General features: G+C 62.7%; 21 protein-coding genes. 6 read left to right on the forward strand and 15 right to left on the reverse strand.

What is annotated here, in order from left to right; genetic code table 11:
* Nucleotides 1-327: 327 nt before the first annotated feature.
* On the reverse strand, nt 328-1458 hold the full coding sequence (locus WS70_RS25415; protein ID WP_059598362.1) for a 4-hydroxyphenylpyruvate dioxygenase family protein: 1131 nt from the start codon (nt 1456-1458) through the stop codon (nt 328-330).
* 371 nt (nt 1459-1829) lie between these two features.
* Here WS70_RS25415 and shiA point away from each other — a divergent pair, with 371 nt between their 5' ends.
* Nucleotides 1830-3137 carry a shikimate transporter gene (shiA, locus tag WS70_RS25420; protein WP_059473035.1) on the forward strand — a complete coding sequence of 436 codons (1308 nt, stop codon included), beginning with the start codon at nt 1830-1832 and terminating at the stop codon, nt 3135-3137.
* A 13-nt stretch (nt 3138-3150) separates the two neighbouring features.
* Entirely contained in the window at nt 3151-3921 is a 771-nt protein-coding gene (locus tag WS70_RS25425; protein ID WP_059473034.1) for an IclR family transcriptional regulator domain-containing protein, read from the forward strand.
* 807 nt (nt 3922-4728) lie between these two features.
* On the opposite strand, the gene WS70_RS25435 is transcribed toward WS70_RS25425, so the two are convergent.
* On the reverse strand, nt 4729-4863 hold the full coding sequence (locus WS70_RS25435; protein ID WP_004528487.1) for an entericidin A/B family lipoprotein: 135 nt from the start codon (nt 4861-4863) through the stop codon (nt 4729-4731).
* Nucleotides 4864-5133: 270 nt separating this feature from the next.
* Here WS70_RS25435 and WS70_RS25440 point away from each other — a divergent pair, with 270 nt between their 5' ends.
* The 4 genes from WS70_RS25440 (at nt 5134) to WS70_RS25455 (ending at nt 10683) form a co-directional block, all read left to right on the forward strand.
* Nucleotides 5134-6429, forward strand: coding sequence for an aspartate carbamoyltransferase (locus WS70_RS25440; protein WP_059598363.1), 1296 nt, complete (start codon nt 5134-5136; stop codon nt 6427-6429).
* A gap of 579 nt (nt 6430-7008) precedes the next feature.
* Nucleotides 7009-9255, forward strand: a complete 2247-nt coding sequence (locus WS70_RS25445; RefSeq protein WP_059598364.1) for a TonB-dependent receptor — start codon at nt 7009-7011, stop codon at nt 9253-9255.
* Nucleotides 9256-9259: 4 nt separating this feature from the next.
* Nucleotides 9260-10003: a tetratricopeptide repeat protein gene (locus WS70_RS25450; RefSeq protein ID WP_059598365.1), complete on the forward strand. Its 744-nt coding sequence runs from the start codon at nt 9260-9262 to the stop codon at nt 10001-10003.
* Nucleotides 10000-10683: a Fe2+-dependent dioxygenase gene (locus WS70_RS25455; protein ID WP_059473030.1), complete on the forward strand. Its 684-nt coding sequence runs from the start codon at nt 10000-10002 to the stop codon at nt 10681-10683. Before WS70_RS25450 ends, WS70_RS25455 begins: the two co-directional genes overlap by 4 nt.
* A gap of 36 nt (nt 10684-10719) precedes the next feature.
* Here WS70_RS25455 and WS70_RS25460 read toward each other — a convergent pair whose 3' ends face one another.
* From WS70_RS25460 to WS70_RS25520, 13 genes are all read right to left on the reverse strand, one after another.
* Complete coding sequence (locus tag WS70_RS25460) at nt 10720-11472, reverse strand: glycosyltransferase family 2 protein (RefSeq protein ID WP_197419299.1); 753 nt, start codon at nt 11470-11472, stop codon at nt 10720-10722.
* Nucleotides 11466-12605, reverse strand: coding sequence for a glycosyltransferase family 4 protein (locus WS70_RS25465; RefSeq protein WP_059598366.1), 1140 nt, complete (start codon nt 12603-12605; stop codon nt 11466-11468). The genes WS70_RS25460 and WS70_RS25465 overlap by 7 nt, the downstream gene beginning before the upstream one ends.
* Before the next feature lie 148 nt (nt 12606-12753).
* A complete protein-coding gene (locus WS70_RS25470) occupies nt 12754-13533 on the reverse strand; it encodes a class I SAM-dependent methyltransferase (RefSeq protein WP_082722429.1) in 780 nt (259 codons plus the stop codon).
* Nucleotides 13530-14873 carry a hypothetical protein gene (locus tag WS70_RS25475; RefSeq protein WP_159082963.1) on the reverse strand — a complete coding sequence of 448 codons (1344 nt, stop codon included), beginning with the start codon at nt 14871-14873 and terminating at the stop codon, nt 13530-13532. Before WS70_RS25475 ends, WS70_RS25470 begins: the two co-directional genes overlap by 4 nt.
* A complete protein-coding gene (locus WS70_RS25480; protein WP_082722430.1) occupies nt 14825-15676 on the reverse strand; it encodes a polysaccharide deacetylase family protein in 852 nt (283 codons plus the stop codon). Before WS70_RS25480 ends, WS70_RS25475 begins: the two co-directional genes overlap by 49 nt.
* 42 nt (nt 15677-15718) lie before the next feature.
* Nucleotides 15719-16396, reverse strand: a complete 678-nt coding sequence (locus WS70_RS25485) for a class I SAM-dependent methyltransferase (RefSeq protein ID WP_059473025.1) — start codon at nt 16394-16396, stop codon at nt 15719-15721.
* Between the two features lie 126 nt (nt 16397-16522).
* Complete coding sequence (locus WS70_RS25490; RefSeq protein WP_156438347.1) at nt 16523-17728, reverse strand: lipopolysaccharide biosynthesis protein; 1206 nt, start codon at nt 17726-17728, stop codon at nt 16523-16525.
* Nucleotides 17729-17800: 72 nt separating this feature from the next.
* Nucleotides 17801-18952 (reverse strand): NAD-dependent epimerase/dehydratase family protein, encoded by a 1152-nt coding sequence (locus WS70_RS25495; RefSeq protein WP_059598370.1) that lies wholly within the window; start codon nt 18950-18952, stop codon nt 17801-17803.
* Nucleotides 18940-20049, reverse strand: a complete 1110-nt coding sequence (locus WS70_RS25500) for a polysaccharide biosynthesis protein (protein WP_059598371.1) — start codon at nt 20047-20049, stop codon at nt 18940-18942. The genes WS70_RS25495 and WS70_RS25500 overlap by 13 nt, the downstream gene beginning before the upstream one ends.
* Nucleotides 20046-21035, reverse strand: coding sequence for an NAD-dependent epimerase/dehydratase family protein (locus WS70_RS25505; RefSeq protein ID WP_059598372.1), 990 nt, complete (start codon nt 21033-21035; stop codon nt 20046-20048). The genes WS70_RS25500 and WS70_RS25505 overlap by 4 nt, the downstream gene beginning before the upstream one ends.
* A gap of 57 nt (nt 21036-21092) precedes the next feature.
* Nucleotides 21093-22040 carry a GDP-L-fucose synthase family protein gene (locus WS70_RS25510; RefSeq protein WP_082722431.1) on the reverse strand — a complete coding sequence of 316 codons (948 nt, stop codon included), beginning with the start codon at nt 22038-22040 and terminating at the stop codon, nt 21093-21095.
* A gap of 23 nt (nt 22041-22063) precedes the next feature.
* Nucleotides 22064-23146, reverse strand: a complete 1083-nt coding sequence (gmd, locus tag WS70_RS25515; protein WP_059473019.1) for a GDP-mannose 4,6-dehydratase — start codon at nt 23144-23146, stop codon at nt 22064-22066.
* Nucleotides 23147-23259: 113 nt separating this feature from the next.
* A complete protein-coding gene (locus WS70_RS25520; RefSeq protein WP_059598374.1) occupies nt 23260-25518 on the reverse strand; it encodes a polysaccharide biosynthesis tyrosine autokinase in 2259 nt (752 codons plus the stop codon).
* Nucleotides 25519-25523: the final 5 nt, after the last annotated feature.

Raw genomic sequence — 25523 nt, forward strand, 5'->3', positions numbered from 1 at the left:
TTGAGCCATAAGGCGAAAGCCTTGCGATGCGCGCCGGCCGACTCCCCGGCGGATCGGGAATCGTTTGAAATAGGCTTGTAGCGCATTCGTAAAGTAAACCCTCGAAACAGCGCGAGCGGGACGAATCGAGCGAAGACGCGCGCCGAAACGAGCCGGTTGCGCGTGCGCCGCTTGCCGCGCGCGGAACCGAGCGGCATGCATCGCCGGATGCGCGTCGCCGATGCCCGATCGGGCATCGGCGACGCGCTCGGCGAAAACCGCCGCCGCACTTCGCGGCCGCGGCTGTGGCAGCGGCCAAAGCCACGGCCGTGGTCCGCGCCGGCGCCGTCAGCTCGCCATGCGCCGCGCGTGCGCGAGCGCGGTCAGGTTGCCTTCGCCGAAGCCGTGATGCCCTTGCCGCTGGACGATCTCGAAGAAGATCTCGCCGGGCCGGCGCTTGACGAACGTCTGGAAGAACAACTGCGGCACGCCGTCGTCGCCGATCTCGCCGTCGACGAGGATCCCGCGCGCGCGCAGCGCGTCGACGTCGATCCGGCAGTCGGGCAGCCGCGTGTCGATCTCGTCGTAATAGCCCGCCGGCGGCTCGACGAACTCGACGCCGTTCGCGACGAGCGCGTCGGTGCACGCGAGGATGTCGTCCGTCGCGAGCGCGATGTGCTGGACGCCCTCGCCCGGATGATCGGGCAGGTACTCGTGCATCAACTCGGTGCGCCGCGCGCCCTCCTCGTACACCGGGATCCGCACCTCGCCGCACGGCGACACCATCACCCGCGACTCCTCGGACACGTGCCAGTTCGCGTTGAGCTCGTGAATCTCGCGGAAATGCAGCAGATCATGGTAGAAGTCGAGCCATTCCTGCATCCGGCCGCTGCCGACCGTCTGCGTCAGATGGTCGACCTGCCGCAGGCCGGTGCCGAAGTACTCGAGGTCGGCCTGCGCGGTCGCGACGTCGATCGGGCGGAAGTCGACGTCGAAGATCGAGATGTCGCCGACGCCGCCGCGCAATCCGCCGCGCCCGCGCCAGCGGTCGACGAAATAGATGTGCGACGCGCCGATCCCCTGGATCGCCGGAATCGTCAGCTCGCCGACGCCGAGCCGCTCTCCCTCGAACGCCCACGCGCCGAGCGCGATCGCGCGGTCGAACGCGCGCTGCGCGTTGTCGACGCGAATGCCGATCGCGCAGACGCCCGATCCGTATTCGTCCGCGTAGCGCGCGGCGAACGAGTCGGGCTCCGCGTTGACGAGGAAGTTCATGTGCCCCTGGCGGTACAGCGTGACCGCCTTGCTGGCGTGCCGTGCGATCGCCTTGAAGCCGAGCTGCTCGAATCGGCGCGCAAGCGCATCGGGCTCGCGCGACGCGAATTCGACGAACTCGAGTCCCGCCATCCCGAGCGGGTTGTCGCTCGGCGGGCCGGAAAATACAGGGTCGCGGGACGTAGGGCTGGCGGGGCTGGACATCGATGTCTCCTGGGCTGGCGGTGGAACTTGCGCGGCCTGCGGTCGGCGCGGCCGTCCGCACGCTGCGCCGCAGCATGACGACCGCCGATCGTCGGCCGGCGCTAGCGATTTTAACCAAATCGTTCATGCGGCCAAACAGGATCGACGCGCATCGGCCATCTGCCTAGAGCAAACCCGGAAATCGTTCGATAATCGCACGCTTCCGTTCGATAATCGCCCATTGCAATGCCTTGCCACGTTGCTCGGAACCCGCCGCCGCTCCTATCCTGCGATCACCCCGACGCGACGGCTCGCGCGAGCTGCGCCGACGACGCCGCAAACGCCCCAGGCCGCCGCGGCGGTGATGCGACGACGAAAACAGGAGACATGGAATGACCCCAGCATTTGACGCGGTCGGCACGGCCGGCGCCGGCCCCGCCCTCGGTAAACAGGCTCGCAAGGCCGCGATCGGCAGCTTCGTCGGCGCGGTAGTCGACTGGTACGACTTCCTGCTGTACGGCATCGTCGCCGCCCTCGTGTTCAACCACGCGTTCTTCCCGAACGTCAGCCCGACGATGGGCACGCTCGCCGCGTTCGCGACGTTCGGCGTCGGCTTCCTGTTCCGGCCGCTCGGCGGCGTCGTGTTCGGCCACTACGGCGACCGGCTCGGCCGCAAGCGGATGCTCGTCCTGACCGTGATGTTGATGGGGGTGTCGACGGTCGCGATCGGCCTGTTGCCGACCTTCGAGACGATCGGCTGGTGGGCGCCCGTGCTGCTCGTCGCGCTGCGCGCGGTGCAGGGCTTCGCGGTCGGCGGCGAATGGGGCGGCGCGGCGCTGATGGCGGTCGAAAGCGCGCCGCAGAAGAAGAAGGCGTTCTACAGCAGCGGCGTGCAGGTCGGCTACGGCGTCGGCCTCGTGCTCGCGACGGGCATCGTGTCGATCCTGAGCCACACGCTCGGCGACGCCGCGTTTCGTGCGTGGGGCTGGCGGCTGCCGTTCGTGTTCAGCATCGTGCTCGTGCTGATCGGCCTGTGGGTGCGCTCGAGCATGGACGAGTCGCAGGAGTTCGTCGAGAAGGTCGAGCACGGCCACCGCAAGCTGAAGCTGCCGGTGATCGAGGCGCTGACCCGTCATCCGAAGGCGTTCCTCTACATCGTCGCGCTGCGCCTCGCCGAGCTGTTCACGATGTACATCGTGACCGCGTTCGCGCTCAGCTATTCGACGTCGAATCTCGGAATGTCGCGCGATCTGTTCCTGAACATCGGCCTCCTCGTCGGGTCGCTGAGCTGCGCGACGATTCCGTGCTTCGCGTGGCTCGCCGACCGCTTCGGGCTGCGCCGCATCTATATCGTCGGCGCGCTCGTCGGGCTCGCGTGCGCGGTGCCGTTCTTCGTCGCGCTCGAAGCGCGCGCGACCATCTGGATCGTGATCTTCTCGGTGATGCTCGCGAACATCGCGCACGACATGGTCGTGAGCGTCCAGCAGCCGCTCTTCACCGAGCTGTTCGGCGCCGAATACCGTTACAGCGGCGCGGGCGTCGGCTATCAGTTCGCGAGCGTCGTCGGCGGCGGCTTCACGCCGTTCATCGCGGTCGCGCTCGTCAGCTTCGCCGGCGGCTCGTGGCACCTCGTCGCCGCGTATCTCGCGATCGGCTGTCTGATCTCGACGTTCGTCGCCGCGCGGATGCGCGTCGCCTGAGCGCCGCGCGCGGATGAAGAAAACGCCGCTCGACAAGCGCGACTGGATCGCCGGCCTCGAAAAAGGCCTCGCGATCCTCGAAGCGTTCGACAGCCAGCACGCGCGGATGACGCCGACCCAGGCCGCCGCGCGCACCGGCCTGACGCGCACCGCCGCGCGCCGCTATCTGCTGACGCTCGAATCGCTCGGCTACGTGTACACGGACGGACGGCTCTATGGGCTCACGCCGCGCGTGCTGCGGGTCGGCTGGTCGTACTTCGACTCGGCGCGGCTGCCGCGCACCGTGCAGCCGTATCTGCAGCAACTGAGCGCGACGCTCAACGAATCCGCGTACGTCAGCGTGCTCGACGAATGGGAACTCGTCGTGATCGCGCGCAACGGCGTGTCGCGCGTGATGACGACGGGCTTCGTGCTCGGCGCGCGCGTACCCGCGCCGCTGATCTCGCCGGGCGTCGTGCTGCTCGCATACAAGAACGATCAGGACGCGGTGCGCGCGTGGCTCGATTCGACCGAGTTCCCGCCGTTCACACCGCACACGCTGACCAACAAGTCGCGCCTGCAGGAGAAGATCGACCGGGCGCGCATCGATGGCTACGCGCTGATCGAGCAGCAACTGCAGGTCGGCGTGCGCGGGATCGCGGTGCCGCTCAAGAACCGCCAGGGCGAAGTCGTCGCCGCGCTCAGCACCAACATGCCGATGGGCAGCGAAAGCGCCGGCGCCGCGCTCGCGCGCGTACTGCCGCACCTGCAGGAAACCGCGCTCGCGATGATGAACGTGCTGTGACGCGGGGTGCGCCGCGGGCCTCGCGGCGGATGCCTGCCCGCCGATCGGGCTCGTGGTGCTGTCTGCTTGCTGCGGCCGGGTATCCACCGCTTCACATGCCCGTTCAATATGGCAAGCGTGCCGTCGGTGCTCTTGCCGTGCGGCGCATCCGCAAACGGGCTGCCACTGGTTTTCCAACTGATCGGCGCCCCCTTCAACGAAGCCACGCTCGTGAACGCTGCCGATGCATACCATGCATGTGACCACATGGCACACGAGACATCCGTTCTTGTCGAACACCGCGGAAGGCCGTTGAAGAAGCGCGAATGCATCCTTGACATGTCTGCGATGCACCCTCCAGATACCGGCAAGCACGTTGAACGTACGCGCCCATCTTCCGGCGGAGGTCAAACCAGAAAGCGGGATGCGCGTTCCCAATCGGTCGCACCCGCGGGAATTTCAGCAAAGCCGTCATTTCGTTCCGATTCGATGTCGATCGATGCTCTGGCGATAAGGCCGAAACACGCCCTCTGCATTTGATTTTCGTCAAAACTGCAACGGTGCCGCGGCTGTTGATTTCGAGCCATACATCGGCGTCCACGTGCGCGTGCACGTCCAGCCAATTCTGGCCAAATGGACAGATCGGAATATCCGTCAGCCGCCCCAGTCCCAATCGATGTCTGCGCCGGTCGGCCCCGCGTCCGAGCGGGTCGCCAGGTTAGCCCAAGCCCGCGCAAGCCCCAAAACGACACAGGCCCGGCATCTCGCCGGGCCCGCCCGCGCCGCCGTTCTCACGGCAGCCATCCCTTCGATAGGGAACGACCTCACTTACTTCGCCTTCTCGGCCGTGTTCGAGATCGCCTGGCCGCCCTTCGAAATGTCCTGGCCGACGCCGGCGATCGTGTTGCAGCCGGCAAGCGCGGCGGTCAGGATCAGCAGGGCAGCAGCAATCGCGCGATTCATTCTCACTCTCCTTGTCAATGCGGGCTCTTTGCGAGCAACCGACGTATCGAAATCCACCCGAGCACGGCGGCGCGGGGACCGATCCCGATTATACGGACGCACCCGTCGTGCGAGGCACAGCAATTGTCAAACGTGTTTCGGCTCGTACAGCGCTTTCGCGGGATGCGCCACTGTCCATCATCCGTCAACCTGCCCGCATTTTCTGCTTGACTTCGGCTGCCGGCGACCTAACATACGCATCGCGTATATTTCAGAGAGTTCAGCCGACCGATGACCGTTCCTCAGCAAGCGTTCCTGCGCGACGCGATGCGCCGCCTCAACATGACCCGCGAAGCCTTCGCGAACCGCATCGGCGTCAGCCGCCGCGCGCTCGACACATGGCTTTTGCCCGACGATTCGCAAGAATCGCGCGGGATGCCCGAAATCGTCGAGCGCTTCGTCTCCGAGATCGTCACGCGTCCGGAGTCCGCCGAAAAATATACGCAACGCGTAGATTCGCCGCCTCCGCTCGCGAACCAGTTCCTGTTCGAAGGCAAGCCGCAACTCCTGTCGGTCGACCAATTCTCGCGCGATTCGGTCGAGGCGCTCTTTCGCGTTGCCGACGTGATGCAGCCGATCGCGCGCCGACGCAAGATCTCGCGCGTGCTCGAGGGCGCGGTGCTCGGCAATCTGTTCTTCGAGGCGAGCACGCGCACGCGCGTGTCGTTCGGCGCGGCGTTCTGCCGGCTCGGCGGCTCGGTGTGCGACACGACGGGCTTCACGTTCTCGTCGATGGCGAAGGGCGAATCCGTCTACGACACGAGCCGCGTGATGGCGGGCTACGTCGACGCGCTCGTGATCCGCCACCCCGAGCAAGGCTCGGTCGCCGAGTTCGCGCGCGCGACGAACCTGCCCGTGATCAACGGCGGCGACGGCCCCGGCGAGCATCCGAGCCAGGCGCTCCTCGATCTCTACACGATCCAGCGCGAGTTCTCGCGGCTCGGCAAGATCGTCGACGGCGCGCATATCGCGCTCGTCGGCGATCTGAAGTACGGCCGCACCGTCCACTCGCTCGTCAAGCTGCTCGCGCTGTATCGCGGGCTGAAGTTCACGCTCGTGTCGCCGCCGACGCTCGAGATGCCGACGTACATCGTCGAGCAGATCTCGAAGAACGGCCACGTGGTCGAGGAAACGCACGATCTCGCGGCGGGCCTGAAAGGCGCGGACGTCGTCTACGCGACGCGGATCCAGAAGGAGCGCTTCACCGACGAGTCGTTCGAAGGCTACACGCCGGACTTCCAGATCAACCAGGCGCTCGTCGATACGGTGTGCGGCCGCGACACGCTGATCATGCACCCGCTGCCGCGCGACAGCCGGCCGGGCGCGAACGATTTGTCGACCGATCTGAACCGCGACCCGCGCCTCGCGATCTTCCGCCAGACGGACAACGGGATTCCGGTGCGAATGGCGATCTTCGCGGTACTGCTCGGCGTCGAGCATCTGGTGCAGCACTCGATGCGCGACGCGACGTGGCGTCCGCCCGCGTATCTCGGGCCGGAGGATGCGGTGTTTCACGGGATCGACTGATTCCGGCGGAAACGCGGCGGGCACGGCGGGCGGCGGACCGGGCGTCCATCGCCCGTTCGCTCGACGCGCCCGGACGACGTTCGCCCCACGCACCTTGCCTGCGGGCGTCGATTGCATCGGCGGCCACCCGGCCTTCCTCGGACTTTTCCCGCCCTCCCGATTCCCGCATTCGCGCGATCCGACGTCTCGCACGTTCCATGCGCGCCGTCGGCCGCCTTGCCGCACCGCTTCCGCCGTCGCGCTCGCCCGGATCGCCTCGGCGTTTGCCTCCGGGCGCACGCCCGTCGCCCCGGCCGCGGACGCACGGCGGGGATCGGACGCGCTACCCACACAGTCCCTGACTCCCGGCGAACTAGTCAGCCGCTCGCCGACCAGCGCCCACCGTTTACCTCTTTCCATTCAAAGAGATAGCCCGATCCATCGATCATTGTTCGAGAAAACGTAACAAGAACGCTTCTCATTTATAAACTTATTCACTAAAATGGCGCCCGAAAACAATTTGTAATGTTCGGGCGGGATGGCGTCGCGCATGCGATTGCCTCGCCCGATCGAGTCACACCTGGCGAGGAAATACCACCGATGAAGTCGCGCTCCGACGAGTTGAAGCTCGGAAAATTCACCACCCTTTGCAGCGTGCTCGCCGCGAGCCCGGCGTTCGCGCAGGACGCCGCGCCGCCCGTCGCGACCGCCGATCACGACAAGGAACTTGCGCCGATCCAGATCAAAGGCGCGGCGGAGCCCAGCTACAAGGTCGACTTCTCGTCGTCGGTGAAATTCACCGCCCCGCTCGTCGACACGCCGAAATCCGTCACCGTGATTCCGCAGGAACTGATCCACAACAGCGGTGCGGCGACCCTCACCGAAGCGCTGCGCACCGTGCCCGGCATCACGTTCGGCGCAGGCGAAGGCGGCAACCCGCTCGGCGATCGCCCGTTCATCCGCGGCTACGACACGCAGGGCAGCATGTTCGTCGACGGAATGCGCGACACGGGCGCCACCACGCGCGAAATCTTCAACACCGAGCGCATCGAGATCACGAAGGGCTCGGACGGCGCGTACGGCGGCCGCGGCGGCGCGGGCGGCAGCATCAATCTCGTCACGAAGGCGCCGCATCTCGGCACGACGGCCGAGGCGAGCGCGGGGCTCGGCACCGACCGCTACCGCCGCTTCACCGCCGACGGCAACTGGCAGTTCGCCGATCACGCCGCATTCCGCCTGAACCTGATGAGCCACAACAACGACGTCGCCGGCCGCGACGCGGTGAACAACGAGCGCTGGGGCGTCGCGCCGTCGATCGCGTTCGGCCTCGGCACGGCGACGCGCGTGACCGCGAGCTACTATCACCTGTCGACCGACGACCTGCCCGACAGCGGCATTCCGTACTTCTACACGACGGCGAACAAGCCCGCGAACGTCGACACGATCTATCCGGCGAACGTCGACCGGCACAACTTCTATGGCCTCGTCGACCGCGACTTCCGCAAGACGACGTCGGACATCACGACGCTCAGGATCGAGCACGACATCACGCCGTCGCTGACGATCCGCAACACCACCCGCTACACGGAGTCGACCCAGGACTACATCTGGACGCAGCCTGACGACAGCCAGGGCAACGTGATCAACGGCCGGGTCTGGCGCCGCAACAACAACCGCATCAGCTCGATCAACAGCATCGCAAACCAGACCGAGCTGTTCGGCGAATTCCGCACCGGCCCGTTCAAGCACAGCTTCACGACCGGCCTCGAGCTGTCGCGCGAATGGGGCAAGCGCGATACGTACAACGTCGCGACCGGCACGGGCAATATCTGCCAGCAAGGGATCGGCGCCGCATCGGGCTACAACTGCACGAGCCTCTGGTCGCCGAATCCGAACGATCCGTGGGCCGGCTCGATCACGCGCAACAACGACTACGCGCATGCGCGCACCGTCACGAAATCGATCTACGGGTTCGACACGATCGAGCTCAGCAAGCGCTGGCAGGTGAACGCCGGCGTGCGCCTGGACGACTACTCGACCCGCTTCACGGACACCCGCGCAAACGGCGGCAAAACCTACACGCGCGACGACACGCTGTTCAACTGGCAGCTCGGCCTCGTGTTCAAGCCAGCGCAGAACGGCAGTGTCTATGCGTCGTACGCGACGTCGTCGACGCCGGCCGGCATGCTGCTCGGCGAAGGGTCCGAGTCGCAGTCGCTGACGCCCGGCCGCGGCGGCGTCGGCTCGAACGCGGACCAGCTCGCGCCGGAGAAGAACCGCAGCATCGAGGTCGGCACGAAGTGGAACGTGCTGAACGACAAGCTGTCGCTCACCGCCGCCCTGTTCCAGATCGACACGACGAACGCGCGCGTCACGCTGCCGAACAACCAGTACGCGATGGTCGGAAACAAGCGCGTGCAGGGTCTCGAACTCGGCTTCGCCGGGCAGATCACGCGCGCGTGGCAGGTGTTCGGCGGCTACACGTACATGAAGAGCGAACTGCGCGACAACGGCAAGAACACCGCCGACAATGGCCACCAGTTCCCGAACACGCCGAAGCACAGCTTCACGCTGTGGTCGAACTACGACGTGACGCCGAAGTTCACGGTCGGCGGCGGCGCGTTCTACATGTCGAAGGTGTTCGGCGACACCGCGAACCTGCGCGCCGTGCCGTCGTACTGGCGCTTCGACGCGATGGCGCAGTACCGGATCAACAAGAAGCTCGACCTGCAACTGAACGTGAACAACCTGTTCAACCGCACGTACTTCGATCAGGCATATCCGGCGCACTACGCGTCGATCGCGCCGGGCCGTTCGGCGTTCGTCACGCTGAACGCGCGCTACTGACGCGATGCGGCCGGTATCGTTGAAGGCGCTTGCGTCGGCGTCGCGCGAGGATCTCGCCGAGATCCTCGCCGGCCCGCCCGAGCGCGCGGCCGCGTGGGTCGCGGCGGCTGCGGAGAACGGAATCGTCGAGGCGCAGGCCGTCTACGGGCAATACCTGCTCGACGGCCAGGGCGTCGCGCGCGATCCCGCCGCCGCGCTCGAATGGTTCAAGCATGCGGCGCGCGCCGATCATCCGATGGCGATGAACATGGTCGGCCGCTGCTACGAGTTCGGCTGGGGAACGGCCGCGAGCGCGGCCGTCGCCGCGTACTGGTATCGCGAAGCCGCGCGTGCGGGGCTCGACTGGGGCATGTACAACTACGCGACGCTGCTCGCGCTCGGCAAAGGCGTCGACGAGGACCGCGCGGCCGCGCTCGAGTGGTTCGAGAAAGCGGCCGCGCTCGGCCACGCGAAGTCGATCAACCTGATCGGCGGCTTCCACGAAGACGGCTGGATCGTCGCGGCCGACCGCGACGCGGCCTTCGATTGCTACCGGCGCGCGGCCGCCGCGGGCGACTTTCGCGGCCAGTTCAACTATGCGCGCCTGCTCGCCGAGCGTGGCCGCGTCGAGGAGGCGCTCGAGTGGCTCGCGCGCGTGCCGCGCACCGCGACGCCCGCGTTCGTCGCGAAGATGCGCGCGTATCTCGCGGCGTCGCCGATCGACGCGTTCCGCGCGATCGCGGCGCGACAGGAGGAATTCGCAACATGATGCTTCACATTCCCGGCGTGCTGACGAAGGAACAGGTCGCGCAATGCCGCGATGCGCTCGACCACGCCGACTGGACCGACGGCAACGCGACGTCCGGCGCGCAGTCGGCGCTCGCGAAGCGCAACCAGCAGTTGCCGGAGGGCTCGCCCGCCGCGCGCGCGGTCGGCGACGCGATCCAGGACGCGCTCGCGCGCAACGCGCTGTTCTTCTCGGCGGCGCTGCCGCTCAAGGTGTTTCCGCCGCTCTTCAATCGCTACGCGGGCGGCGATGCGTTCGGCACGCACGTCGACAACGCGATCCGCCTGTTGCGCGGCACCGATTTTCGGGTGCGCAGCGATCTGTCAGCGACGCTCTTTCTCGAAGAACCCGATGCGTACGACGGCGGCGAGCTGTGCATCGAGGACACGTTCGGCGTCCATCGCGCGAAGCTGCCGGCGGGCGACATGGTGCTGTATCCGGCATCGAGCCTGCATCACGTGACGCCGGTGACGCGCGGCGCGCGGGTCGCGTCGTTCTTCTGGATCCAGAGCATGGTGCGCGACGATGCGGACCGCACGCTGCTTTATCAGCTCGATACGCAGATCCAGCAGTTGACCGCGGAGAAAGGCGGGCGCGATGCGAGTGTGATCGCGCTCACCGGGATTTATCACAATCTGTTGCGGCGGTGGGCGGATGCGTGAAGAAGGCTCCACGGCGCAGAACGACTCTTTCCTTCACTAGCGCCGCCAAAAGAACTGGGGAATCTTCGAAACGTTCTTACAGACGAGCGTGAAATATCCGCCGATGTGATTCTTGCGAATCGCTCGCAAGTCCTCCTTCGATTTCTTCACCAGTTCACGTAATGAGCGATTGCTCACTCCGCCCACTCTCATCTTGACCGTAACGTGAGGTATGTAGGCCATCCTCACATCCGGCAAGCTGAACAGGCGCAGAATCATGTCGTAGTCGGCGCTGATATCGAACGAGTCGTCGAACCCGCCAATCCGCTCGTAAAGCGAGCGCCTCACACACAACGTGGGATGCGGTGGCATCCACCCGAAAGCAAGCTTCGGACGGCTGAACTCGCCAGCCTTCCAGTAGCGAATGACCGTGTCGATCGAGTAGCGGCCTACGTAGACGAGATCGGCATAGACCGCGTCAGCTTCAGACGCCTGTAAAGTGCGGGCGATCCTCGACAGAACATCCTGTCCGGCGAGGAAATCGTCGGAATGCAGAATCGCAATGGCGTCGCCCGTCGCCATCCGCAGGCCTTTGTTCAATGCATCATATATTCCGTTGTCGCGCTCGCTGATCAGGATATCGATGTGCGACCGGTAGCGCTCCAAAATCTTCAATGTCCCATCCGTCGAGTCGCCGTCGACGACAATGTATTCGATGCCCGGGTAATCCTGGGCGATCAGCGACTCGATCGTCCGCGAGATCGTTTCGCGTCCGTTGAAGACGGCAGTGATGACGGAGATCTTCAACATCGCGAATACGCCATCCGATGAGCGGCCACGCACACGGAAATGTCGAGCTTTTCCAATGCCACCTGGCGTGCCACTGCCCCGCACCTTTCACGCAGCGACCGATCCCGAACAAACTTGGCCGTGGCCTCGGCCAGAGACTGCGCGTCACGAGAAGGAACAACGTACCCGCTCACGCCATCGATCACGAATCGTTTCACGTCGCCGACATCGGTCGACACGATCGCCTTTCCCATCGCCATCGCTTCCCAGACCGATATCGGGGAGGCTTCAGCGATGGAAGAGCAGACGTACACATCGGCCGCCTGCAAGATGCCTGGTATGTTGTTCGATGCCCCCATCAAGTGCACGTTCGTCAGATCGTTCTGCCTAATCGATTCCTTCAGCGCGGAAACGTAGGCGTTCTGCGAGTCGTACGCGGGACCGACGATGTAGAACGCGAGATCGTCGAACCACTGCGATAACAACGCCGCCATGCCGATGAAATGCTCGACGCCTTTCAGCGGATTGAGATTCGCGACGGTAACGATCTTGAGCGCCGACGTTCGCGCGAGCGCGGGGTCCGCCGCCGCTGACGCTGGATAGAACTTCCTGCAATCGACGGGCGCCTGGATTTCAATAACGGGCATTGGCAAACGCGCGTCACCCATGTAGTGCGAACGCACCCGTTCGCCAGCCACGATGACTCCGTCGGCAAGGCTTCTGCACGCAAGCAGAAATATGGGGCGAAGCCACCGTGGCAGAACCGTGTCGTTGATGTGCCAAAGCGCCTTTGTTCCCGCCAGCTTGGCCGCGATCAATCCCTTGATCTGCCAGAACCCGCCGCTGCAATGCACGAAATCGTAGCGGCCGCGGCAAAACAAGCGCCAAAGAAGATAGATTTCGAGTGGGAATGAGATCAGATACCACACGATTGCCTTGCGATTTCTGGCGAGCCGATGAATCGGCAGCGCAACCCTGTCGATGCCGATTGCGTCAAGGCGTGCAGCGAATGCTTCCGATTCCTGCTGCGGATGAACGACGGTGGTTTGCACGCCTGTGTGCTTCAGCGCCTGCGCCACCGCCGCAATACGCAGTTGGGGACCGGCAATCCGCCCATCTTCGATGACGTTGGCGATTCGTAAGATCGGTTGCATGGCGCGCGACACGCAATGGAGTAGCTGTCGCACTGGATCTTATATTGCACGTCCCCTGTGAAAAGCCTTCTGTCCGGTGCGTATGTCATTTTGACAGCCGCAACTCGATGAAGTCTCCCGATTGGAATGGCTCCGAATGCCACCCTGTTCAGGACGCTCCGTCACATTCATTGGCTGCCTCGATCTTGCGGCGCGCCACCATCAACCCGCCCATGTAAAAACCACAGGCCGGCAGCAAACCATCGACCGCCAATGCGAGCCAGCAAAGCAGCGCGGTAGGAATGGTAAGCGCCGTCACCACGATCGACCGGAGCAGCACCAGACCCGATAGCCGTACGCGCCACGCCTTGCGCGCCCCCGGAATCACATGTTGAACCGCCCAGTGCAACACACATGTTGCCGCGAACAGCACGCCGCCGCGCCGTTCTGCGTGCAGAATTTCGAAGCCGCGCTGCCGCAATTCGTCCGCCATGCCTTCGAGCGACCAACGCCGGAAATCCGTGACGTCACACTCCCCAAATACAAAAGGGAAGCTGACGAGCAACAGGCCACCATGCTTCAGCACGCGTTCCATTTCGTCAAACACGTCCGCGACCGCTGGAATGTGCTGCAGCGTATCCATCGACACAATCAGCGACACGCTTTCATCACGAAACGGCAGCTTGCGGGCGTCGCCCACGACAGTCGTTGCATCGGACGGCGCGATATCGTACGCGACATAGTGGCCGACGCGAAAGCCCTCAATGATGTCCACGCGATACGGTGCGACGCCGGCCCCGATATCGAGGCACACCTCGTGCTTGACGACGAACCCGGCATAGCGCTCGCCAGCGCGCCGGATGTAACGACGCGCGAGAAACGGAATCGGGTAGCCGCGGTAGCGGACGATCCGCGCCATTTGCCGAACCCGACTCTCCAATGATTTCATACGGTTTCGTCTCTCGTCACCTGCGACGCCGTGTCGACATGCGGCTCTACCCGCGACGTGGCCAGCAGTACGCCCAGCATGAGTCCGAGCAGCGGCAGCGACAGCTGGATAGCCGAAAACAAGACTGTCGTGACATAGCACACAACGAAGATCGCCACTCGCGTATGGCCTCGGAAGTGTCTCTTGATCGCGAGCGCAACCGCAACGGGAATCGGCAAGCCGAATACACCAAGCTCGAACAGCGCGGCGCCGTATCCGCTCATGATCTTGATGCCCGGATCGCGTCGCCCCAGCCAGACGTAGTCGACCTCGCTCAACTTCTTCCCGACATACTCGTGAAAGTGATCGAAGCCGTGAGGGGCACCCCAGTTGTCAGCGAATCCCAGAAGCGAGAACAGGCTGTGACCGAGCCTGGCATTCAGACTCGCGTCCGTCTCGAGGACGACCCAAGGATCGCCGATAAAGTCGAGCGGCAACTGAGCAATTCGCATTGACCTGAATTGCGGTAGCAGATCGGCAAGGATCCAGAGGATCGCCAATACTGCGAGCGACGCAAGGACGAGATTTTTCGGCGAAACAAAGAAGATCAACCAGTAGATTGCAAATATGACAAGCAGCAGCACCGCTATCGACGATTGTGCAAGAACGACGATTTGAAACAGCAACGCTAACGAGACGATCCTGTTGCCGTTGTTGCACAGATAGTTGAGGCCCAAGAGGCACAGACAGTAGATTCCGTAGAACGACGGCTCTGTCGCGAGACCTGTCACTCCGCGATCCGGGTTGAGGCTCGTGTTCGGAATGAGAGCCGACATCATCGACGGCTCCGCCAGCCGCTCGACGAGACCGACAATCAGCCAGCAGAATGTGGCAAATACCACGTAGCGCCGCAGCAGTGCCCAGCCGTGACGCGTTCGCGACAGACTCACGGCCGCCGCAGTCACGGTCGTCAAGCTCAGGAAGGTCAAGAACTCCCGGAATCCGAAGAACGACCGATCATCGATCAGCCATAGCACGAGGGCTGCAAACGAGCTGGCCGCGAACAACCACACTTCACGTGGCAGCCCGCCGCGCGCCGCCAGGCAGACGGCAAGCGACATGACGAATGCGTACGGCTGAAGATCGGACGCCGTGGGCACGATCTGGACGTAAGGGAAAAAACAGAAGAACAGAAAAGCGCCGGCGAACGGCATGATTGTCGCTGCGCCGACCCACTTCCCGTCGTTTTGTGCGACAGGCGCCGTCGTTGCAGATTCGTGGGGTAACTCACGCATGGCCCTGAGATCGATCTTCAGCGATCGCGCAGTATCAACGGCGCCAGAGACCGCATCGCGATGCATGACTTTAGCCGTTGCACTGTCGCGACATAGTCCCAGGCGCCACGCACCTTTTGACCGATGATCATCGCACTGTCTTGCGCATCGACGCGCAGCCTCGGTATCAACCTGTAGCGCACGGGCGCCGCCAGATCGTCCATGCTTGCCAGCCGATGGTCCATCGTGAACACGTAGCGTGGTGCGGGCGGCCCGGCGAACAGCGCAAAGTCGGCGCGTCGATGATGAAACTGGCCGTATGGATAGGCAAACGCATCCGGTACCAGACCGAGTCGGCGCCTGAATATTTCTCGCGAGCGCTCGAACTCTTCAGCCGCCTCGTCCGGGCTCATGCGTCCGAAGTTGCGGTGCGCATGACCGTGCATGCCGACCGAGTGCCCTCGTTCAATCAATGCGCCAATCTGATCCCAGCTCATCGCTTGGATTCCCCTGCAGCTCCTGAACGTCGCCGTGATGTCGTGCGTGCGCTCGATGAACGCCGTGGTAACGAAAAACAGCGCTCGAACACCATAGTGATCGAGAATCGGCGCTGCCTCGATGAAATTGTCGAGATATCCATCGTCGAAGGTGACGAGCCAGGCTCGCTGGAAAACACCGCAAGCGTCCTTGCAACGCCAGTCGACGCTCGGCATGCCCGGCAAGTGCATGAGAAGCTCGAGATGCTGCTCGAACAGAGCCGCCGGCACAGAACCCGCCACCGGCGAGCCGACGGAATGGTAGGTCAGCACGGCCAAAGGCCGCACAGGCGGCGTCCTGAGCGCACCGAATACGCGTGCGATCGACGACTTCACAGCTAACCGGTTCAGCATGGGCGGCCACCGTCTGTCATTGTTGCGCCGATCCAAAGGCGCTCATTTGTCCACCTCTGCGGTGGCACACACGGTACCTCCGACGCCCGCGACTTGTAACGCACGGGCAACGACGTGAGAAGCGAGGCCCTCACGCTGGACCAGCGGGAACCTGATCAGCCTGATGCGTGCGAAGCCGGCCGTTTGCAACAGTCGCCGCAAGCTCCCCGGATCGAGAAGCAGGACATGAAACTTCTTTTTTGCCTCCCGCCAGTTGCCGCCTTCTAGTCGCGCGCGCAGGCCGTTCCGATTGGGTGTAGTCAGGAAGATCATGCCCCCGGGTTTGATCTTTCGACGGATCATGTCAAGCATCGCGAACGGATCGGGAAGATGTTCGATGACTTCGATCATCGTGACGACGTCGGCGCTCCTGTCCGCGACCTCGTCCAGCGTTGCGCGCAAATCCAGGTTGTGATGGCGCCTCGCGAAATAACGCGCCGCATCCGAGCGCTCGACGCCAAGCACGTCAATGCCTTGATCGTTCAGAATTCGCACGAGCTGACCCGTGCCACATCCGAAATCGAGGACGGAATCGCCTGGACGAACGATGTGGCGCATCAGGTATCGGCCGTATCGCCGCAACACGCGTTCCCCCGATGACTGATCGGTCGCGTCGTCCGCGATGCGCGACAAACGGTAGAGGCCGGCATAAATGCGGTCGAGCTCCGCAAGCGACGGCATCGGGTAGCGTTGAACGATACCGCACCGCTCGCACCGGAAGAAATCTGTCTCACCATCGAGAAAGTACGGTTTGAGTGTGTTGGAACAGTTTCGATATCCGCAGCACGAATACATAGTGTCATCCGGTCAGGCAAATTGCTGTTCGGCCTTGCCGCGCGCCCTGTACGCGAGCACGACCAGCTTGACCGCCTGCGACGCCGCCGTGGAAATGGCAACTCCCGCGCCGATCCGGCCAATTGGAAAAATCAGGCAACCCGCCGCGAGACTCGCGGCGGCAGCCAGCTCGGCAATCAGGAGACCACGGGGTTTCTCGACCGCCCGGTGATAGACATTCAACATGTAGGTCCCCATTTGAAGCACCGCCGCAACCGACAATGGGACCAGAAGGGGGACCAGCGCGGCATAGCGCATGCCGAACAGCGTGCTGAACAGCCATCCGCCGGCGACATTCACGGCGGTCAAATAGGCGACGCTCAGTGCCGTGGCGATCAATATCCAATACGTGAGAAGGGATTTGAGCGCGGATACGCCGCCATGCACCGCCGCTTCGCTTGCACGCAGCGGCAGAAAAGTCTCGAGGGCCTCGGACAATACGACGAGTGGCGCCATCAGATAGAGCGCCGCGCGATAGCCCCCGGCGCTCGCCGGCCCGACGATCACGCCGATCACATAGAGCGGCGCAGCGGCAATGGCCATCTGCACGACAACGAATGGAAAGAGCCACCGGGCAGTGCGCGCGTGAACCCGTGCGTGCTGCAAAACGAGCGCCCACGAGCAGCGCGCTCGCCGCATCTCGACGCAGATCGGGAGACAGCTCACGAGCGCGACCATACCGACTGCCGTCATCACCGCAGGCAACGCACCGCGCCACCCGATCGGCAGGAGAAAGATTGCCAGCGCGGCGCCGAATTGCCGGCAAATGTCGCTCGCAAGACCCCATCCCAGACGCTCTACCGCGAGCAGCCATCGGCGCACAAAGTCTTGAACCACCACGGCGACGCTCGACAGCGCGACCAGAATGCAGTCCACGGCGCGCATGGATTCGCCGAGGCCCGCGGCGACAATCACCGCCACCACCCCTGCCATCGAACCGATGGCGGCGGAATGTGCGATCAATGCCGCACAGAGCCCGTACCGTTCAGACTCGGCCGTGCGCGGCAAGCTGGATTGCATCGGCGATGTCACGAGCGCCCATTGACACCCGAGCGCGAAAACGACGATCGCCCACACCAGCGCGAATACACCGAATTTTGCAGGGCCGAGGCCATGCGCCATCAACAAGCCCAGAACCAGGTTACCCAGACTGACCACCGCCTGGTCGCCAAAGCGCATCACTATGCGTTGTCGCCGCACACATCCCCTCTCTTTCGTTTCAAGCAGCCGTCGCATCACCGAACGCCACCGCTATCGAGTCCATCCGACTCGAGGCAGAATCTTTCGACGATCGATTGAGGTTTTATGCTTCGCGACAGGTTCGAACATTCGCACAAGGACGTCTTCGGTCAGGTAATGCGGTTTCAAGCCCAGTTCGAAGAGCCCGCGATGCTTCGCGTTGTAGTAGTGATCCTCCAACTCCTTGCGCGGATTCGCGATCTGTTCGATGCGTACCTGCAGCCCGAGGCGCGCGCCTGCCTGCCGGACATGCGCTGCCAGTTCATTCACGGTGAATTGCTCGGTGAACTGGTTCAATATCCTCAGTTCGCCACGATCGGCCGGCGCTCCGATCGCAAGCTTGATGCATTGCAAGGTATCCTTGATGTTCAAGTAGCCGCGCGTTTGCCCACCCTTGCCGTATACCGTCAGCGGAACACCGGCAACCGCTTGCACCAGAAAGCGATTGACGACGGTTCCGAAAATGTCGTCGTAGTGAAAATTGGGCATCAGGCGCGAATCGGCAATCGACTCTTCGGTCTCGATTCCGTACACCGGGCCCTGCATCAAATCCGTCACCCGCAGGCCGTGCGTGCGAACATAGAACCATAGCAAGTCGGTATCCAGCACCTTCGTCGTGTGGTAAAGGCTCCCCGCCTGTCTCGGATAGAGGAATCGTTGACGCCGTCCGTTATGCTCGACGTCGAGCCACCCTTCTTCAATGTCGATGTCGGGCGTGCCGTACTCGCCCATCGTCCCGAGTTTGATCAGATGACAATCGGGCGCGTGTTCGAGCATTGCCCAGATCACGTTGAACGTCACGCCCAGGTTATTCTGCAGTGTCCTGCGCGCCTCGTCGAATCCCTTCATCGAGTAAGGGGCCGATGGCTGCTCCGCATAATGGACGATCACGTCAGGACCGAAATCGCGCACGACGCGCTCGAGCGTGCGGTAATCATCACAGTTCCCGATCTCCACACGAATGTGCTTGCCGTGAATGGCTTCGAAAATGGCGGCGCGATCGGGCAAATTGGGATTGTCGAAAAGCGGCTCGGACGACGTTTCCCGCGCAATATTGCGACGCAGGTAGTTGTCGATGACGCAAATCTCATGGTGACTCTTAGCGAGCGACATCGCCGTTGGCCAACCGAGGTATCCGTCGCCTCCCAGAATCAGAACGCGCATGTCCGCTTCTCCTCCTTGTCGCCGGGCCAGTAACGCATGCTCCCCTCTCGTTCGGGCCGATTCACCAGCCCGCCGTCCCTCAGCAACTGGCGGATCTGAAGCACCGAGAGCGGCGTTTCACTGGCCGACACATACGGCGCAAGCACCTGTCCGCTCACCAGATCGTCATATTCGTATCGGATCTCGTGATAGATGCCACGGAACGCCGGCAATATGCTGAAATAGCGCCGCAGGTCCAACGCGCGACGAATTTCCTCCTGACTCATCAACTCCTCGTAGAGCTTTTCCCCCGCTTTCACACCGATCTCGACAATCTCGACATCCTGCGGTTTCCTGCCATAGGCACCGGCGAGTTCTGCAATCATGGCTGCCGCCAGGTCCTTTATGCAAACGACGGGCATCTTGGTGACGAAGACTTCGCCGCCTCTCGCGAGCGTTGCAGAATCAATGACAAGACGTACGGCGTCTTCGATGCTCATGACGAAGCGGGTCATGTCACGGTGTGTGAGTGTGACCGGGCTGCCACTTGCGATCTGGTTGTGAAAAATGGGAACGACTGAGCCGTTCGAGCCGAGCACGTTGCCAAAGCGCGTCGATGCGAAGATCGGGCCCGCACCACGCTTTCGGCTGTTGGCGGCCGTAATGAGGCGCTCGCCCATCAGTTTCGAGGTACCCATCACATTGGTGGGGTTCACGGCCTTGTCCGAGCTTGTGAAGATCACGCGCTTCACGCCGTTCGCCTGAGCGGCCGATATGATGTTCTGTACGCCCAGTATATTGACCTGTACCGCCTGCTCGGGCGAGCGTTCGCAGAGAATGACATGCTTGAGCGCCGCGCAGTGAAAGACAATATCGACGCCGGCTGTCTTGCGGACCAGTTCCTCCCCGTCGCGAACGTCAGCGACGAAGAAGCGAGCGCGGCCGTCGTTCAGGTAATGCTGGTCGAGGAAGAAGATTTCGCTTTCGCTGTTGTCGATGCCGATGACTTCGCCCGGCGCATAAGCGGGATCCGTCAGCAGCTGTCTGATCAGCTCGGAGCCGACGGTGCCGCACGCGCCCGTCACCAGGATCGCCTGGCCATGAAACAGCGGGTTCATGGCAAAGCCCTCACGTTATCGAGAAAATACAAGACCGTCTCTTGCAGACCTTCGTCGAGCGTCACCTTGGGTTGCCATTCGAGAAGCAAGCGCGCCTTCGTCGTGTCGGAGAAGCTTCGTCTCACACCCGGCGCGTGCGCATCGGCGCGTGTCACCTTGAAATTGTGGACACCCACGCACTCGAGCGCCCTCGCGATACGGACGGCCAAATCGTCGATCGTGGTTTCCGCGCCGCTCGCGATCTGAAACGCCTCCCCGCCTATGCCCGGTACGATCGACGCCAGCATCACGGCATCGACGAGATCGTCGATATAGATGAAATCCCGCGTCTGCAAACCGTCGCCGTGGATCTCAACGGGCATCTGCGCAAGTGCCGCGCGAATGAATTTTGCGACGACGCTCGATTTGCGCGCAGAACCCGGGCCATACACGTTACCGAAACGGAGCATGACGGTATCGATGCCGAACGCGTGCTTGTAGGCCGACGCGTATGCCTCTCCGGCGAGCTTGCTCGCTCCGTAGGGTGACGCGGGATGTGGCGCGACTTCCTCGTGGATGGGCGGTTCGACATCCCCTGTCGACGCACCGCTCGATGCGAACACGAACCGACTGACGCCATGGTGGCGAGCGGCTTCCAGATAGTTGAACGTGCCGATCACGTTGGCGCCGAGATCCGCACGCGGATTCTGTAGCGACGGCACAACGCCCGTATTGGCGGCCAGATGGACGATGACGTCGCAGCCTCGCGCGACATCGAGCGCCAACTGCGCATCAACGATATCGCCCACGACAAGCTCGATGCAGCGCGGCGCCGAACGGATCTCGTCGCGCGCAAGCTCTTCGTACGCCGCGACGCGGGCGAGATCGGCGCGCGCACCGGTGCTGAGGTTGTCGAGCACGCGCACGGCATGGCCGCCCTCGTCAAGCAGTCTCCGGATCAGTGCGGCGCCGATGAATCCGCACCCGCCGGTAATGAGCCAGTTCATTTGCGAATGCCGCCATGTTCCATTGGGTTGGACATCTGTATCGATCGCGATTGCCAACTACCGCCGGTCGCTCTCGGCGAGAAAGCTCGCATAGGTTTTGCGGATCCCTTCTGCAAGCGGCGTCTTAGGCCGCCATCCGAGCGCGTGCAGGCGTTCGACCGACAACAGCTTGCGCGGCGTGCCGTCAGGCTGGGTCGGATCGCAGACGATGTCGCCACGAAACCCAACCGCGTCCATGACTTCTTCGGCAAGCTCGCGGATCGTCACGTCCTCCCCCATGCCGACGTTGATCAGGCCTTCTTCGATGCCGTTTTCCATCAGAAACACGCAGGCGTCGGCCATATCGTCCACGTAGAGGAACTCGCGCCTCGCCTTGCCGGTGCCCCATACGACCAGACGCGAATCGCCACTCAGCTTGGCTTCATGCGCCTTGCGCAGCAATCCTGGCAGGACGTGGCTCGTGCGCAGATCATAGTTGTCGTTGGGTCCGTACAGATTGGTCGGCATGACGGACACGTAGTGCGTGCCGTATTGACGGTTGAAAGCTTCGCAGAGTTTGACCCCCGCAATTTTCGCAACGGCATAGGGCTCGTTCGTTCTTTCGAGCGTGCCGGTGAGCAGGTACTCCTCGCGGATCGGTTGCGGACAATCGCGCGGATAAATGCACGATGAGCCGAGGAAGAGCAGCCTGTCGACCGAGGCAGCCATTGCCTCATCGATCACATTGCACTCGATCAGCAGATTCTCGCGAATGAAATCGCCCGGGTACGTGTTGTTCGCATAGATGCCGCCGACCTTCGCAGCCGCAAGAAAGACATAAGCGGGCCGTTGTTCGCGGAAAAACCTCCGAACGGCCTGCTGGTCCATCAGATCGAGCGATGCGCGATCGCGCGTAACAATATTGTCGTAGCCCCCCGCGATCAGGCGGCGCACGATTGCCGAGCCGACCATGCCCCGATGGCCCGCGACATAGATAGGGGCATGTTTATCCAAAGTTCCAGACATGTATACCCTCTTCGTTTGGTCAGTCATTCATGGCATTCGAACACGCGGTAGCCGTGTTCCCGGACGAGCGCGTCGCGCTCGGCACTGCGTAGATCTTCTCGAACCATTTCCGCGACCAGTTCGGCAAAGCTCGTGCGCGGCTTCCAGCCCAGCTTCTCGCGAGCTTTTCCCGCGTCGCCCAGCAGCGACGCCACTTCAGCGGGTCGAAAATAGCGCGGGTCCACCGCGACAACGACATTGCCGCGTTCGTCATAGCCGCGCTCCTCGACCCCCTTTCCTCGCCATTTGATCGGCATGTCGAGCTCTCTCGCGACCGCGTCGACGAAGTCACGCACGCTGTATTGCACGCCGCTCGCGATCACAAAATCCTCCGGATGCGGCTGCTGCAGCATCAGCCATTGCATCTCGACGTAATCGCGCGCATGCCCCCAATCGCGTTTCGCGTCGAGGTTGCCGAGATAGAGACAGCCCTGCATACCGAGTTTGATCCGCGCAAGCGCACGCGTAATCTTGCGCGTGACAAACGTTTCGCCGCGTACAGGCGATTCATGGTTGAAAAGGATGCCGTTACACGCGTAGATGCCGTAGGCCTCGCGATAATTGACTGTGATCCAGTAGGCGTAAAGCTTCGCGACGGCATAAGGCGAACGCGGGTAAAAGGGCGTGGTTTCCTTTTGCGGTACAGCCTGAACGAGCCCATAGAGTTCGGACGTCGCGGCCTGATAAAAGCGCGCGGTCTTTTCAATTCCCACGATGCGCATCGCCTCGAGCAGGCGCAGCGTGCCGAGCGCATCGGAATTCGCCGTGTACTCGGGCGCTTCGAACGACACTGCCACATGGCTTTGCGCCGCGAGGTTGTAGATTTCGTCGGGACGCACTTGCTGAATGATCCGGATCAGGCTCGTCGCGTCTGTCAGATCCCCGTGGTGCAGAACAAAGCGACGCTCCTCTTCGTGCGGATCTTCGTAGAGGTGATCGATACGCGCCGTGTTGAAGAGCGACGCGCGACGCTTGACGCCGTGCACGAGGTACCCTTTTTGCAACAGGAACTCCGCCAGGTAAGCCCCGTCCTGTCCTGTTATTCCGGTAATAAGCGCGGCCTTCATAACGACTCCCGTTCCCTCTTTTTCACGTTCATAGCGTAGTCTGTTTGCATTCCAAATCTTTCATCTGTCTGGATGATATGGAGTTTTGTCGTCTTGGGCTGAGCATTCAACCTTCATTGGCGTACTTGATTCTCAGCGCGAGTCCGGTCATTCCGATATGCAGCATAGCGGTAGCGCCCGTACTTTCCGCCATAGGCATAGCTGTATCTGCGCGGCGCGACGCCATTGAAGAGCAGTCCGCTCACGCGCGATCCGCCCTGCGCGAGGCGCTTGACCGACTCTGTGATCTCGCCGACACGTGTCTGCGCAAACCGTGCGAGAAGGAAGACAGTACCGGCGACAGGGGCCATGATGCCGGCGTCCGAAACCGGCAGTACCGGGGCGGCGTCGATAAGAACGATGTCGTATCGGGCCGATACTGTATTCACAAGCTCGAGCCATCTGTCACTGAGCAGAAGCTCGGCCGGATTGAGGGCAGCCGTGCCCGTCGGTACGAAATCGAGGTTCGGGCGGACGCTCTCGCGCACCACATCCTGGCAGGCTACAGCGCCCGCAATGGCATCGGAGAGCCCGACTCCGTTCGATTGGCCGAAGTAACGGTCCAGATGACCAGCGCGCAGGTCGCCGTCGATCAGCAGCACGTGCTTGCCGGAGGCCGCCAGCACCGCTGCCAGGTTCGCCGATACGAAAGACTTGCCTATTCCTGGCGAGGGGCCTGTCAGCAGCACGACGTTGTTGCGCGCCTCGAGCATCGCGAACTGAAGCGCGGTACGCAAGCTACGCAGGCTTTCGATTGCCGGATCGAGCGGATAGCGCGTGGCCAGCATCAGATCCTCTTCCTTCGTCTTCACCGCCATCTTGCGCGCCAACGCTTCCTGTTGCTTGCTGTAGGGAATGGTTGCATAGACGGACAGCCCGCTATGGCTTTCGAGTGCAGTCACATCGGTGACGCCGCGCAAAAGCGCGTCGCGAATGAATGCGATTCCGACGCCTGCAAAGAGGCCCATGAGCGCCGCGAGGCCGACCACCATGAGCTTGCGTGGCTTGACCGGAATTTGCGGCACCTCGGCCCGATCGATGAGCCGCACGTTGCCAATCTTGCTCGCCTTGAGGAGCTTCAACTGTTCGATGTTATTGAGTAACGACACGTACAGATTGGTATTGACGCGCACGTCTCGCTCCAGGCGCAGCGTCGATTGCTCTGAAAGCGGCATTTGCTTGACGCGCCCCGCCAGTTCACCTGCCACTTTTGCCGCTTCGGCGATCTGCGCATCGATCGCAATGACGCCCGGATGCGATGGCATGTAGCGCATCAGCAACTCCTCACGTTTTTGCCTCAGCTGCAGCAGCCTGCTTTCCACGTCCGCCGAGCGTTGCAGGATAACCTTGCCCTCTTCGCCGAGATCGATGATTGAATGCGTGTTGCGGTACGCGTTGTAGCGATTCTCGGATTCTTCGAGCTGGTGTTTCATCTCCGGCTGCTGATCGACCAGAAAATCGAGCGATCTCTCGGCCTGTGCGGCCTTACGTTCGATATTCTGGCGCAGATACTGCCGGCTGATCTCATTGAGCGTCGCACTCAGCAATTCGGGGTCGTTGTGTTGCAATGTCGCCTCGATCACACCCGATTGCTTGCCTTTCTCAGCGATGATGAGCGCCTTGCGCAATTGTGTGACTGTTTGCTGAAACGAATCCCGGGTCAGCTCGAAGACGATGCCCTCCCGTGCATCCATGCGCTCGACCCTGAGCAAGACCGGCCCGGCTCGTGTAGCAAACCGCTCGCCGACGCCGACGTGCCCGATTGCCTCTCCGTCTATGCCGTCGCCTTGCAACGCGTAGCGCCCCCCCGACAGAACACGCAACGTGTAGCGTCGGCCTTCGTCGTGCGGCGGCACGTCGAAGGCTGCAACGTTGATGGACTCGCTGCCCCACGCATAGCCGCCGATGCCGAAGAGGCCAGGACGCGACAATCCATCGCTGTAGCGGGCGATCGAGCTTCCGATGAGTGGAAAGCGTCTCGGCTGCGCCGAAATGTAGAGCCGCAATGCATCGACGCTTCTCGACAGCACGAACCTCGAGCCGAGAATCTGCATTTCGGCCTCGGCTGGAGACTTGATCTCAACGAGCTGCGACATGTCGCCGAGCATGCCTTTCGGGGTACCCGTGTCGCGGTCTTCCTCGACTTGCAACGTAATAGCGCTCTCGTAGACCGGCGGGGCGAGCCACGCATAGAACACACCGACCACAACGAAGAGCGCCGTCACGGTTGAGATGACGGCCCGATTATCGACGAGCATGTCGAGAAACGCGGCGAGGCCGATGATTTCGGGATCATGCGTCACGACGGCGGATGAGCGTTTGAGTGGTGCCATGGAGT

It is taken from the genome of Burkholderia mayonis (assembly GCF_001523745.2).
GTDB classification, from domain to species: Bacteria; Pseudomonadota; Gammaproteobacteria; order Burkholderiales; family Burkholderiaceae; genus Burkholderia; species Burkholderia mayonis.